The organism is Paenibacillus sp. FSL R7-277 (assembly GCF_000517965.1).
Lineage (GTDB): Bacteria > Bacillota > Bacilli > Paenibacillales > Paenibacillaceae > Paenibacillus_AQ > Paenibacillus_AQ silagei.
On record NZ_ASPX01000080.1, the window covers coordinates 432,124 to 446,454 of the forward strand.

The following is a 14,331-nucleotide window of genomic DNA, read 5'->3' on the forward strand; positions in this document are numbered from 1 at the left end:
CCGGTTACCCTACCGGCAGACTTAATGAATCTGAAAAGAGTGGCTGCGCATATCCGTATGCCGGATGACCACATCCGCATCGAACCGGATCTCACAGTCTGCGAATACGTCCTCCCAGTGGTCCCTGACCTTCTTCCAGCCGCGCGGATCCTTCCGCTGCAATGCCCGTCCAAAGCCGAGATAATCACTGCCCAATTCTTTGGCTGTGCTTATGGCTGCTTGGATATGCTTGACGCTTTCTTTTATGAGCCGGTCTGACAGCTCTTCCAGCACTTTAGGCGAGGTAAGATCGAGCGGATTCGGAGCTTCCTTGAGCGCAGCCTGCTGCGTGATTTTGACCGTAAAGACAGGATGCTCCGGGTCAGACGACTCGACGGCAAGTGACACCTGGGACTGATAGATGTTGAAGGAGAGATAACGGCCCTCCTGCTGCTTGAGCAGAACCGGGAACTCTTTGATCCGATTATGCAAAAGAACGGTACCGAGAGCAGCGTCACCCGTAAGCCAGCCCTTCAGCTTGTCATCCTTGAATGCCGCAAGGGAGGAGACTCTCAGGATCGACCGGGGTTCGATATTCTTCAGGCTGTCATTGCTGCCCGATGAGGGAGTCCACTCTCCTCTGGTGTATACCCCGTTGATCACCGGACCGCCTCCTCTGATCTGAATGCCCCGGATCACATCATCCACGGCCATCCGGAAGTTATAGCCGAACTGCTTGGAGGTCGTCTCCAGCTTCTCCACAAGATCATTGGCCGGGATTTTGCTGAACACGGTCATTGTGGACATGATCTCACGCGCAGGCTGTCCCTTGGAGATGAAAATCAGGCTGTTCAGCCGGGTATCGCTCTCCCGCTCCAGCACATCCAGAAGGTCCTTGATGCCTTCGCGGGCGAACGCCTCCGAGATCACCAGCACCCGCACATGTCCCAGGGAGAGGAAGCGTGCCGTCTGGCGGGAAGCGTCTGCCAGCGCCTCGAACATCGTGCGGCCTGTTCCTGTGTACAGCGCAACCGGCGATATACCTCTGCTCTTCTCTCCGGAGATTTCCTCCGCCACAATCACTTGAAAGGACAGCTTGTACCGCTCAGCCTCAGAGTCGCCCTTGTCGATCGCTACCCCCGAGACAATTGCCCGCCGGTTGAGTTCAACACTGTCCCAGCAGCCGGTAAGCAGCAGCATTGGAAGGACAAACAGTACACCTATGCCGCCGAAGATTCTATTCCTCACGGTTCTCCTCCTCAGTCCTGCTATTCTTGCGGATTAACGGGGGGAGCTGCTCTTCATGACCAGTCGTTAGCAGCATGTAGTCCGGCATTTCCTCGCGCATTTGTGCCGGCGGCTTGTCCGCGCCGTTCAGCCAGAGCGGCATTCTGAACAGTGTGTCCTTATGCCCTTTAATGGAGAGCGGCACGAAGGGGAAGAGATAAGGAACACCGAAGGATCTTAGGCTGCTCATATGTGCCACCAGCAGGATCAGGCCCAGAGTAATTCCATAGAAGCCGAATATACTGGCCATGATCAGAAAAGCAAACCGGATAATTCTCCCGGCAATGGCCATGTTGTAAGCCGGTAGGGCAAAGCTGGCAATCCCGGTCAACGCCACTACGATAACCATGATAGGTGTAATTATGCCGGCCTCTACCACCGCCGTTCCCAGGATAAGCGCACCGACCACAGAGACCGTCTGCCCGATGGCGCGAGGCATGCGTACCCCGGCTTCGCGCAGGATTTCAAAGGCCAGCTCCATCAAGAGCAGCTCCACAAAGGCCGGGAAGGGTACATTCTCCCGCTGGGAGAGCAGATTAATCAGCAGCGTGGTCGGAATCATCTCATAATGATAGGTAGTCAGCGCAAGGTAGACCGAAGGCCCCAGAATCAGAACGAGGAAGCTCAAATAACGGACCAGCCGCATTAATATGCTAATGTCGAACCGCTGGGAATAATCCTCGGCAGACTGAAAAAACTGCGTAAACACCGCCGGAAGAATCAGCACAAACGGCGTGCCGTCCACAATAATAACCACCCGGCCTTCGAGCAGATTTCCTGCAGCCACATCCGGCCGTTCCGAGTTGTAGATCGTCGGAAACGGTGTAAAGGTCTTGTCCTGAATTAATTCCTCAATATTTCCGGATTCCAGAATCTCATTAATAACAATCTTGTTCAGCCGATCTCTGGCTTCGCGGATCAGATCCTCCCCCGCAATCCCTTTCATGTACATCAGCGCCACATGGGTATGGGTCTCCGAGCCGATCTTCAAGACCTCCAGGCGCAGCTTGGCGGATTTGATTCTGCGGCGGATCAGCGAGATGTTCGTGGCCACCGACTCGACGAACCCGTCCTTCGGCCCCCTGACCACGAGCTGGGAGGAAGGCTCACTGACCGCCCGCTGCTCCCCGCCCCTGGTTCCGCACAGAATCGCTGACCGGCAGCCCTCCAGCAGAATCGCTGTGTCCCCGGAGAGAATTGCGAGCATGATTTCCTTCCAATTCTCCTGGAGCTCCGCATCACCTATCTCCATTGCACGGCTAAGTATCTGCTGCGGAAGTGAAGCTTCTTCCCCGCGGCTATCAGCACCGCCATCCGTTCTGTCAAGGAACAGCTCCTCTGTATGATTCAGCAGTGAACCGAGTACGAATTCATTCACTGCCGCAGGGTCCGCCAGTCCACTCAGATGAACAGCGGCCGCTTCCAGGCGGCGTTCTCCCCCGATCTGGATTCTGCGGATCTGGAGATCTGGACTGCCGCCAAGCTCCGTCTGAATGTGAAGCAGACTTTGGGCGACCGTATCCGCGAGGCCCAAGGGAACGCTGCCCTGCGGCTGTCCCGGTCGCGGTGCAGGATCTGCTCCCGCATTCTGTGCTTTTCGGTTGGACCCTGACTTCATTTCCGCTCCTCCTCCCTGATTCTATGCAGAGTTCTATTATTCGCGGATATGCCTGCCATTATTCGGCTTTCATTTCATACTCCAGTTCCATACCGGCTCTGAATTACATAAAAAATCCCCTGCATCCGGTATGCAAGGGATTGTAAATAGTTATATGGCAATCAGATATCAGATATCTACTGAGCCGGTGTATACCACCTGTGCAGGGCCGGTCATATAGACATGATTGTCTTTCTCGTTCCATTCGATGAACAAGTCACCGCCCTTCAGGCTGATGACCGCCGAGCGGTCCGTCACTCCGTTCAGCACGGAGGAGACCAGCGTCGCACAGGCGCCTGTTCCGCAGGCCAGGGTAGGCCCGGCACCACGCTCCCAGACGCGCATGTCCACGTGACTGCGGTTCACTACGGTGGCGAACTCCACGTTGACCTTACGCGGGAAGAGCGGGTGAACCTCCAGCCTAGGTCCCCAGGTTGCGAGATCGAACGATACCGCATCGTCCACATAAATGACTGCATGCGGATTCCCCATGGAGACTGCGGTGAATCTGAACGCTGTGCCGTCCGCTTCAATCGGCTGGTCGAGCACAGGCTCCGCGTCGATCGCTACAGGAATCTGTAGTCCAGACAGGACCGGCTCACCCATATCCACCGTTACGCTCTCCACAATCCCGTCCTTCACCTTCAGAGAGACCTTCTGTTCTCCGGCGCCAATCGTCTCAATGACAATCTGCTCCGATTCCACCAGACCATGCTCATATACATATTTGGATACACAGCGGATCGCATTGCCGCATTGCTCAGCCTCAGAGCCATCGGAGTTCATGATACGCATCATGTAGTCGCCGCGCTGCGAAGGGAGAATGTACACCAGTCCGTCTGCGCCGATGCCGAAGAACCGGTTGCACAGCGTAACTGCCAGCTCCGGGGCATTGCCCGGCAGCTCATCCTCGCCGAATACGATAATAAAATCATTGCCCAAACCGTGCATTTTAGTAAATTCCATTGTCAGGTCCACTCCTATAAGTAAGATCAGCTGTTTCCACATTCCTGGTTCATCATAAACCAAGCTTCTCAGTGAAACCAGCATACCTTATAGGAGTGGAGTGAGGCTATTGATTTTATGCTGAAAACTTTGTACTTTTTATCATCTGGCGTCCACCGCTGCGGCTGCGGTTCTTCTTGCCGCCCCAGACGCTGCCCGCTCCCATCAGGAAGGTCGGGATTCCGGACATCACCAGCACCAGGCACCATTCACGGAAGCTGAGCGGAACGGTCTTGAACACCGGCTGAAGCACAGGGAGGTACATTACAGCCAGCATTAAGAGGACAGAGGACAGGACAGCCAGGACCAGATATCTGTTCTGGAACGGATTCCGGTAGAAGACCGAGCGCGAGCTGCGGCAGTCGAACACATGAATGAGCTGTGCCATCACAAGGGTGGCAAAAGCAACCGACTGCGCGCGGATCAACTGCTGCGCACTGCCTGGATCAATCCGCAGCGTGAGCCAGAAGGCGGCCAGCGTACAGAGGCCGATCAGCAGCCCGCGGCTGACAATCTTCCAGCCCAGCCGCCGGGCAAAGATGTTTTCTTTTGCACCGCGTGGCTTGTGCTCCATCAGATCCTTCTCCGGCTGGTCTACGCCCAGCGCCATTGCAGGTAAGCCGTCTGTAACCAGATTGACCCATAGAATCTGGATCGGAACCAGCGGCAGCGGCAGCCCGAGCATCATGGCGAAAAACATGGTTAGAATCTCACCGACATTCGAGGCCAGCAGATACCGGATGAACTTGCGGATATTCTCATAGATATTCCGTCCCTCTTCAATGGCGGCCACGATGGTCGAGAAGTTATCGTCCCCGAGGACCAGGGCCGAAGCCTCCTTCGTCACATCCGTACCGGTGATTCCCATTGAGATCCCGATATCGGCGGCCTTAATTGCAGGCGCATCGTTTACTCCATCGCCAGTCATCGCTACGACATGGCCGTGGCGCTGCAGCGACTTGACGATCCGCAGCTTATGCTCCGGAGATACCCGGGCGTAGACGAAGACATTGTCCGATACCTTATCGAGCGCATCATCGTCCATCCGGGTAAGCTCGCTACCAGTCAGAACCCTGCCGCCGCGCTGCAGAATGCCGAGCTGATGGGCAATCGCCTCTGCGGTCGTCCCATGGTCGCCGGTAATCATGACCGTCTTGATGCCTGCCCGACGGGTCACGCTGATCGCATCGCGAACTTCCTTGCGCGGCGGATCGATCATCCCGGCCAGACCCACGAAGACAAGCTGGCTCTCCGCTTCCTTCTCGCTGCCGGCCGTTTCTCCGCTCCGCAGATCGCGGTAAGCCATCCCCAGCACACGCAGTGCGCCGGAAGCCATCTGTTCATTGGCATCCAGCACCTTCTGGCGCAAGGTCGGCGTGCAGGGCACGACTCCGCCCTCCCACAGCATATACGTGCAGCAATTCAGGAGCACATCGGGTGCGCCTTTGGTGCAGATCATCCGGCCGCCGGGGTGATTTACAACCACCGACATCAGCTTGCGTTCAGAATCGAACGGAAACTCCGTCTCCCGGGTATAGGTTACAGCAAGCGTTTGGGCAGTTAGTCCCATTTTGGCAGACAAAGCGACCAGCGCTCCTTCCGTAGGATCGCCCTTCAGTTCCCAGACCGGCTGGGCGTTAGCCCCTTTATCGGCCTCTGCGCCTTTGCCTTTCTTTTTGCTGCGCGTCTCGGGGAAGCTCTCATAAATCTCTGCGTTGCTGCATAATGCACCCACCTGAAGCATGCGCCGGAGACTCTGGTCATTCTTTAGATCAACGGGCCGGCCTTTCTGGAGCACACTGCCTACCGGAGCATAACCTTCCCCTGATACCTCAAGGGTCCGTCCGGCGTTCCAGAGCTGGGTGACTGTCATTTTGTTCTGCGTCAGGGTTCCTGTCTTATCCGAGCAGATGACGGAGGCGCAGCCCAGCGTCTCTACCGAAGGCAGCTTGCGGACAATCGCCTTGCGCTTGATCATCCGCTGGACACCCAGCGCAAGCGCAATCGTCACAATGGCCGGAAGTCCTTCGGGAATAGCTGCCACCGCCAGACTCACCCCGGCCAGGAACATCGCCGTTGCCGGCTGACCATGCATAATTCCTGCCAGGACCACAACAATGGTCAGCCCCAGTGAGACGTAGATCAGAATCTTACCGAGCTGCTCCAGACGGTGCTGCAGCGGGGTCTCCTGGGATTCGGTGTTCTGGATCAGATCGGCAATCTTGCCCATCTCGGTAGCCATACCGGTGCGGATGACCACAGCCCGGCCGGTTCCCCGGGTCACCATCGTACCCATGAAGCCGATATTCTTCTGATCGCCCAGCGGGATGTCTTCAGCATAGATCGCCGAGGCATGCTTGGAGACCGGCAGCGACTCCCCTGTCAGCGCCGACTCTTCGGCATAGATGCTGCTGCACTGCAGCCAGCGGACATCTGCCGGTATCCGGTCCCCGCTCTCCAGCAGGACGATATCTCCGGGGACCAGCATTCTGGCGGGAAGCACCTCCTGCTTCCCGCCGCGCATCACTTTGGCCGTAGGCGCGGAGAGCTGCTTCAGTGCTCTTAACGAACGCTCGGCGCGGAACTCCTGCACGAATCCGAGTACCCCGTTAAGCAGAATAATCGCGATAATCGTAATGGCGTCTAAGTATTCGCCGAGCAGGCCGGATACCAAAGTCGCCCCCATCAGCACCAGTACCATGAAATCCTTGAACTGATTGAGCAGCAGCGTAAAAGGTGATACCCTTTTGCCCTCAGACAGCTCATTGTACCCGCTCTCTTTGCGTCTTGCGGCGGCGTCCTCGGCGCTTAGCCCCGTTCCCGGCTGAACGCCGAACATCTCCTGCAGCTCCTCTGCACCGAGCCGGTGCCAGCTTTTTTGTTCCATAACTAATCTTTCCCCTCCCGGTCGTTTCTTGACTTCCGGCGGCGCACAGCTTTTCCACCTGTTCATGTCCAAGTGTATTCATGGTCGTCCCAAAATATCACCGCATCTAGGTTTCTCCTTTTGCGCGAACCGGTAAAAGTATGGCATCATAGAGGGAGTACTTTATTATCAGGCGACAGGAGAACCTTATCATGGCATTAGACGGCATTGTTACCCAAGCGATCGTGCATGAGCTTCAGCCCTTCATCGGTGCACGCGTCGGCAAAATATATCAACCCAGCACACATGACCTCATCTTCACCCTGCGCGGTGCGGGCGGCGGCGGCAAGCTGCTGCTGTCGGCGAACCCGACCTACCCCCGGCTGCACCTGACCGAGAGAAGCAGCATCAACCCGGCAGAAGCGCCGATGTTCTGCATGCTGATGCGCAAGCATTGTGAAGGCGGCACCATCGAGAGCATTACCCAGATGGGGCTTGAACGAATTATTCATATCACCATCAGAACACGGGATGAGCTGGGGGATGTCTCCGCCAAAAAAATCATCATCGAGCTGATGGGACGCCACAGCAACATCATTCTGACCGAGCTAGCCACGGGGACGATTATCGACGGCATTCATCATGTCACCCCGTCAATCAGCAGCTACCGGGTCGTTATGCCGGGAGCGGCTTATACCCAGCCGCCGCAGCAGCATAAGCTGAATCCGCTGCAGATCAGCCAGCCGGACTTCCTTACCCTGATAGCCTCGGCAGAGGAAGCGGCCCGCTACGCCGCCGAGCATCCTCAGGAGCCGGAGGAGGATATGATCGAGGGCGAGATCGCCGGACTGCTGGCCTCACTTGAGGCACCGCAGGCTGACGGCTCCGGCGGCCCGGCCCCTTCAGCCGATCCGGCCGGCTGGCTGGTACACGCCTTCAGCGGCCTGAGTCCGCTGATCGCCGGAGAGATCCTCCACCGGTACAAGGAGATAGGCGGAGAAGCTGAGGATTTCAGCAGCGGCATGGATAAGCCCGATCAGCTCTGGGAAGCCTTCCATTCCGTCATGGAGCCGGTCAGCAAGCTGGAATTCGCTCCAGTCACCGGTTGGAATGCCAAGGGCAAGCCGGTATTCTCGGCCATTCCGCTGAAGCTCATGAGCGGGAATGTGAAGCATTACAGCTCCATAAGCTTGTGCCTGGAGGATTATTACGGGGACAAGGCGGAGAAGGACACGGTTAAGCAGCGGGTTAGCGACCTGATCCGCTTCCTCAGCAACGAGCGCAGCAAGAACATCAAGAAGCTGGCCAACCTGCAAAAGGATCTGAACGAAGCCGAGGATGCAGACCAGTTCCGGATCTGGGGCGAGCTGCTGTTCGCTTCCCTGCACACCGTGAACAAAGGCGACAAGGAAGCAAAGCTAGTAAACTACTATGATGAGAATCAGGCGGAGATTACCGTTCCGCTCGACCCGCTGCTAAGCCCTACGGACAATGCACAGCGGTATTTCAAAAAATATAACAAGTACAAGAACAGCCTGCGGGTGATCGGCGAGCAGGTCAAGAAGACGCACGAAGAAATTGCCTATATGGAACTGCTGCTCCAGCAATTAGCCCATGCCTCACTGAATGACATTGAGGAGATCCGCGAGGAGCTGGTCAGCCAAGGCTATCTCCGCGACCGCAGCAAAAAAGGCAAGAAGAAAAAGAAGGCTGCCAGACCTACGCTGCAGGTATTCACTTCCTCTGAAGGGGTTGACATCTATGTCGGCAAAAACAATCTGCAAAACGAATATGTTACCAACCGCCTCGCTGCTCCGAACGATACCTGGCTGCATACAAAGGATATTCCCGGCTCGCATGTGGTGATCCGCAGTGAGGAATTCGGCGATGCCACCCTGGAGGAAGCTGCTCAGCTCGCCGCCTATTACAGCCAGGCCAAGCAATCCAGCAGTGTCCCGGTGGACTGTACGCTCATCCGTTACGTGCGCAAGCCGAGCGGAGCCAAGCCGGGCTTCGTCATCTACGATCATCAGCGGACACTCTTCGTCACGCCCGATGAAGAGCGGATCAAGCAGCTGCCGAATGTGCTGCGGAGTTAAGCGAAAAACCGAACAGCAATGAGTTCGCGAAAGGCGCACGGGCCAAAAGTATGTGGAAAACAGCATACATTGGGTTCGCTCAAGGCGCACGGGCCAAATGTATGCGGAAAACCGAACACAATAGTAGGTGGTTTCCTCTTACTAATCATGCGCTTTACTAACAGTAAGGATTGCTCCTACCAAAAAACCTCCGTCCTGTAGCGTCTGCGCTAAGGGTCGGAGGTTTTTATTGTCTTGTGTCTTGTGTCTTGTGTCTTGTGTCTTGTGTCTTGTATCTGGCGTTTTGTGTTTTTGTATCCTGCGCTCTTTGCTGAGTCCTACAGTCAGCCTCTGGCAGCCTTAAGCTGCTCCAGCACAGCGGCAGGCACACTCACACTGCCGAGATCCCCGTGGAAAACAACGCCCTGCCGCGCACCATGGAAATCCGAGCCGCCGGTTACCCGCAGGCCGAATTCCGCAGCCAGTGCAAGGTAGCGCTCATGCTCTGCCGGGCCATGATCGGAATGATACACCTCGATGCCGTCCAAATCACATTCCTCCACAATTCTGCGCACCAGTGCGTCATCCCCGTAGATTCCCGGATGGGCCAACACCGCTGCACCTCCTGCTTCACGAATCCACTGGCAGGCCGTCTCCGGGGTAATGCGCGGAGGCGAGACATAGGCCGCCGCACCTTCGCCCAGATACTTATCGAAAGCATCCCGCATATCTCCGGCTGCACCCAGCCGCACCAGCTCATCCGCGATGTGCGGGCGGCCGATGCTCTCATCAGGCTTCAGCTCCCGGCCAAGCCCTGACACTACCTGCTCCAGGGTGATCGCAATGCCCAGCCCGCGCAGCTTCTCCAGAATTGCTTCATTACGCCCGAGCCGGATACCCCGCTGCTCCTCCAGGCGGGACAACAGCAGTTCCTGTTCTATGTCGATATAGTAACCGAGGACATGGATCTCCTTGCCGCTCTGCCGTGTGCTGATCTCTACACCGGGAACTACAGTAATCCCGTACCGCTTTCCTGCTTCCAGTGCTTCCGCTACTCCGCTGACCGTATCATGATCGGTAATGGCTAACGCTGCCAATCCAGCCTCGTAACCAAGCCGAACATTCTCTGCCGGCGGCTGCATGCCGTCCGAGGCCTGGGTATGGGTGTGCAGGTCGCATCTGCCGGCTGTATCAGCAAAACCCGCTGTAGCTAACTCCGCCTCTGAATGCCAGCTATGACTTGTAGGGTCTGTCATGGAATTCCTCCGTTCTTTCAAGTAAGTTTACATGCTTTCATGCAGCTACACGCAGCTAGCTATGCATATCCGTTACTGTCCGCCGGCATGCTGGCGCAGGAAGCTTAGGAAGGTTACCGCCGAGATCGGCAGTAAGGTCGATTTCAGATGAATAGCGTAGAATTGCCGTTTGAAGGAGGCATCCGTCAGATTGACAATCTTCAGCAGGCCGAGCGCTACTTCATGCTTGACCGAGGAGGTCGAGATAATTGTAATCCCCAGCCCTGCCTCTACCGCCGACTTCACCGCCCCGGTACTGCCCAGCTCCATCACAATCTGCATCGCTGCAGGGTCAAGCCCGTTAGCCTCAAGCTGCTCCTCCATCACCCGCCGTGTGCCCGAGCCGCGTTCGCGCAGCACGAATGGATAGGCGAGCGCCTGCGCCAGCGTCACTTCCGCCTGACCGGCCAGCGGATGCTCATGGGGCACGATCAGCTTCAGCTCGTCGCCCATTACCGGCTCAATCACCATGTCCGGGTGGGAGACCGGCGCTTCAATCAGCCCGAAATTCAGCTGATGCTTATGAATCTCATCCATAATCTGTGAAGTGTTCATCACCTTCATCATAATCGAGATATTCGGATATTCCTTGCCGAAGGGCCCCAGCAGGCGGGGAAGCACATATTCACCGATGGTCAGGCTGGCTCCGAGCATCAGGCGTCCCTCCAGCATGTGGGTGAAGGCCGACATCGCCTGATCCGTCTCACGCATCAGCTGCATGCTGCGCACCGCGAACGGCATCAGCGTCAGGCCGGCCTCGGTGAGTATGATTTTTTTGGTGGAACGGTCGAACAGCTTGGTTCCGAAATAATCCTCAAGCGCCTGAATCTGCATCGTCACCGCAGGCTGGGTCATATGCAGAGTCTGCGCCGCCGCCGAGAAGCTGCCCCGTTCGGACACGGTATAGAAAATATGAAGCTGATGAAAATTCATACGTTACTGACTCCTTCGCTAATTTCAGTCTTCAAGCAAAAAGGCACGCAGCCCTAAGCCGCATGCCTCCCTCGTTTCAAGTATCCTACTTGCGCCTGCGGCGTTTCTTGGACAGCTTCATGCGCCGGGAATGTCGCAGCCAGGAATAGTATCGCTTGAGATCCCGGAGCTGCGGAGTCACCGATATTTTGCCCAGAAAAGATACGATTACCATGACATACAGCGGCTCTCCGGAGAGGGCCGTAACGCCCTCAAGCTGCCTGAAATCAACCACGATCACCGTATCATTATCGATCAGATAGGCATTATAATCACTGCTTGAGTAAGGCCTCAGCCGGTTCTGCTTCAGGGCCTGCCAGATCCAGGCGGTCACCTCCACATTTCCGCTGTCCTCAGCAGCTACCCGGTCCGCATAACGGCTCTTGGCATGCCGGGTCAGCACGATGTCGGCAATCCCGTAGTTATTCAGCATGATATGGAAGGGTTCGTGCACCCCCCACCAGTCCATCCCCTTGCCCTGCATAGTCATCACACTCCACGTAAAAAGGGTCTTGGCATGCTCTTATTGTTGTCAATCTTACCGCATTGACGACCGTTGTTCAAGCATACCGCCATCCCGGGAGAGTTACATGGCGAAACCTCAGCTGCCCGTCCGGTGCATACTGATATCGCTGTCATCGACATAGCTGCTGCCTCTGATCATTTTGCAGCTTTTTTTGAAGCGGGCCGCCTCTACAGACAGCTCCTCAATGGAAGCAAACCGGCGGCTGCGGTTCGTGACCACGGCAATCGAGATCGAGACCAGCGGGAACTCCTCCAGTTGTCCCGAACGGCTCTCGGTCAGCACGTATTTCTGGGCCAGATGTCCGGCATGATAGAAATCCTCAACCGCCGTATCGAACGCCGCGATGATGCTTCTGCAGCATTCCTCGTAGTGATAATCGCTGATAAAAATAATAAAATCATCCCCGCCGATATGCCCCAGGAATCCGTTCATCCGCAGTGCCTCATGCTTTAGCAGCTCTGCAGTGGCCTGAATCATACGGTCGCCTTCCTTGAAACCGTAGGTGTCGTTGTACGCCTTGAAATGGTCAAGATCGATGTAGAGCACACTGAATTCATCCTGCAGCAGCGTCTTCACCATCCACTCAGTAATGCTGATATTCCCCGGGAGCCCTGTTAATGGATTCAGGAAGCTGGCGGCCACCGCCTGAATCTCCGCGAAGTTAAGCAGCAGATCCCGTACGCTAACCGCTCCGAACAGGGCCTTCTCATGAGTCACGATCACATAGTCGTACAGATTCTCATCCTGCCTCGACATCGCCTGCCTGCTTACCTCGATAATGGGCGTGTTATAGTCCACCACCAGCGGATTTTTGTCCATCACCAGTTCCACAGGTCTGCCCATATAGAGCGTATACCCATACAACGTACCTATTTTCTGATAAAAGCTGATCCTCATAATCAATCCGGCGGTGCGCCCGTTTTCCGTGACGGCTACGCCTTGGAGCTGGGGATTGCTTTTGAAAATCTGGTCCACAAACCCGCATTTGTGATGAATCGAAATGTCCGGGATTTGTTCAGCGATTTCACCGATCTGCAGAAACATGCTTACACCCTCCCTTGACTGGATACTGGAGCACCGGAGACGGAAGCGCTCCACGCTCAGGCCGATGAGCCGGTCTCCCGAGCGCATAGCCAAGGGTCCCTGTCTTATTCATCTAATCCCCCGTATGCTTGTCTTCGTGAATTCAATAACTTCTCTTCAGCATAGATTGGAATTATTAAGCAGGGATAAACTTCGGGCCAGGGCATTGCCTTCTGCGCACCTTTTTTCACACTAACGACCTATTTCGACAATGTTCCTGCCCGGTTAATCGTATACAGCACAGGGATCGCCGCTCCAATGAGGATCACCCCCATGAATGCCGGTGCAGCCGGTCCAAGCGACACATAGAGCTGTCCGCCAACCAGCGGCCCGATCATTCTCGCCAGCGCCTGAATCGATTGGCTGCCCCCTTGAACCCGTCCCTGCTCGCCCGCTGCGGCAGATTTGGACAGCATTCCGTTGAACGAGGGCCCGAAGACCGAATCGCCGAAGCCGAAGATAAACATCCCTGCGATAAAAAGAGGATAAAAGGCGAACAAGGCCGACAACGCAAACAGGACATATCCAACAATTTCCGAGACCATTCCGAGGAGGGCGATTTGCCGGTCACTGTATCTTTTCAGGAGCTTCGGCATAATGAATCCTTGGGACAGGATATCCTGCAAGCCCATGATAGAGAACATCAATCCGATGATCACCGGCTTCCAGCTGAAATTATCCAACGTGAACTGTGAAAAAATAGCCTGGAATGAGCCATTCGGTATCCACAGCAGGAAGGCGGAGACAAACAGCCTATTGAGGTTCTTCATGGACAGCAGGTTCGCAAGCTGCGAGAAGGGATTCAGCCTGACTAAGGGGATTACCTTCAATCTCTTACTTTTCTCCAGACTCTCGGGCATGAACAGGAAGCCATAACCCACATTCAGTAATGTTACCGCTGCTCCAGCATACATGGGCACCGAATACCCGAACTTGGCCAGCAGCCCGCCCATCGACGGACCAATAATAGTACCGGCCCCTACCACCGCGCTCACCCAGCCAAAGTACTTGGTCCGTTGCTCCGGCGGAAGAATGTCTGCAAAATAAGCGAAGATTGTACCGATGCTCCCGCCTGTAATCCCTTCAATGATCCGCCCGGCGAACAGCACCCATAAAGCCCCTCCAAGGCCAAATATGAAGTAACCGGCAGCAGAACCCAGCAAGCATAGCAGAAGCAGCGGACGTCGTCCGTATTTATCACTCAGCGCACCCAGCACAGGCGCCGCACAGAACAGGCAGGCCGCATACACTGAGGTCAGCAGGGTAATCATCACCGCTTGTTTTCCGGGATCGCTAATGTAAGGCTGGACGAGGAATGGAACCACCGGAGCTATGATACTGAAGCCTATTCCGCATAAAAATACTGAAATTAGACCGAATATAAGCGCGTGCTTATCTACTTTTGGTTCTGAAGGTTGATCTTGATTGTCAGCTGGTTTGGATGTGGACATGTATCTTCTCTCCTTAGAGTTCATGATTTGTTTCCTAAGAAACAATATCATCCTAGCACATTTTTGATTCCAAGGAAACAAATTATTGAGCATAAAAAAACACCCTGCCGGGTGAAAGTAACTCTGCCTGTA

10 protein-coding genes are annotated in these 14,331 nt (G+C 55.5%); 1 reads left to right on the forward strand and 9 read right to left on the reverse strand.

What is annotated here, in order from left to right; translation table 11 throughout:
* Window positions 1-21: 21 nt before the first annotated feature.
* From C173_RS24020 to C173_RS24035, 4 genes are all read right to left on the reverse strand, one after another.
* The gene (locus C173_RS24020; protein ID WP_036729422.1) at window positions 22-1,227 is read right to left on the reverse strand and encodes a Ger(x)C family spore germination protein; all 1,206 of its coding nucleotides are present in this window, start codon (window positions 1,225-1,227) and stop codon (window positions 22-24) included.
* Entirely contained in the window at window positions 1,217-2,884 is a 1,668-nt protein-coding gene (locus C173_RS24025) for a spore germination protein (RefSeq protein ID WP_063830943.1), read from the reverse strand. The genes C173_RS24020 and C173_RS24025 overlap by 11 nt, the downstream gene beginning before the upstream one ends.
* 168 nt (window positions 2,885-3,052) lie before the next feature.
* Window positions 3,053-3,889: a diaminopimelate epimerase gene (gene dapF / locus C173_RS24030; RefSeq protein WP_036729424.1), complete on the reverse strand. Its 837-nt coding sequence runs from the start codon at window positions 3,887-3,889 to the stop codon at window positions 3,053-3,055.
* A gap of 115 nt (window positions 3,890-4,004) precedes the next feature.
* Window positions 4,005-6,815 (reverse strand): calcium-translocating P-type ATPase, SERCA-type, encoded by a 2,811-nt coding sequence (locus C173_RS24035; RefSeq protein ID WP_036729427.1) that lies wholly within the window; start codon window positions 6,813-6,815, stop codon window positions 4,005-4,007.
* Between the two features lie 191 nt (window positions 6,816-7,006).
* Here C173_RS24035 and C173_RS24040 point away from each other — a divergent pair, with 191 nt between their 5' ends.
* Window positions 7,007-8,893, forward strand: coding sequence for an Rqc2 family fibronectin-binding protein (locus C173_RS24040; RefSeq protein ID WP_036729430.1), 1,887 nt, complete (start codon window positions 7,007-7,009; stop codon window positions 8,891-8,893).
* Window positions 8,894-9,216: 323 nt separating this feature from the next.
* On the opposite strand, the gene C173_RS24045 is transcribed toward C173_RS24040, so the two are convergent.
* The 5 genes from C173_RS24045 to C173_RS24065 all read right to left on the reverse strand — a co-directional run bounded on the left by C173_RS24045 (window position 9,217) and on the right by C173_RS24065 (window position 14,199).
* Window positions 9,217-10,128 (reverse strand): PHP domain-containing protein, encoded by a 912-nt coding sequence (locus tag C173_RS24045; RefSeq protein ID WP_081751310.1) that lies wholly within the window; start codon window positions 10,126-10,128, stop codon window positions 9,217-9,219.
* A gap of 72 nt (window positions 10,129-10,200) precedes the next feature.
* On the reverse strand, window positions 10,201-11,100 hold the full coding sequence (locus C173_RS24050) for a selenium metabolism-associated LysR family transcriptional regulator (RefSeq protein ID WP_036729432.1): 900 nt from the start codon (window positions 11,098-11,100) through the stop codon (window positions 10,201-10,203).
* 85 nt (window positions 11,101-11,185) lie between these two features.
* Window positions 11,186-11,629, reverse strand: a complete 444-nt coding sequence (locus tag C173_RS24055) for a hypothetical protein (protein ID WP_235191998.1) — start codon at window positions 11,627-11,629, stop codon at window positions 11,186-11,188.
* 111 nt (window positions 11,630-11,740) lie between these two features.
* Complete coding sequence (locus tag C173_RS24060) at window positions 11,741-12,709, reverse strand: GGDEF domain-containing protein (RefSeq protein ID WP_051478332.1); 969 nt, start codon at window positions 12,707-12,709, stop codon at window positions 11,741-11,743.
* A gap of 239 nt (window positions 12,710-12,948) precedes the next feature.
* On the reverse strand, window positions 12,949-14,199 hold the full coding sequence (locus C173_RS24065) for an MFS transporter (RefSeq protein WP_036729437.1): 1,251 nt from the start codon (window positions 14,197-14,199) through the stop codon (window positions 12,949-12,951).
* Between the last annotated feature and the right edge of the window lie 132 nt (window positions 14,200-14,331).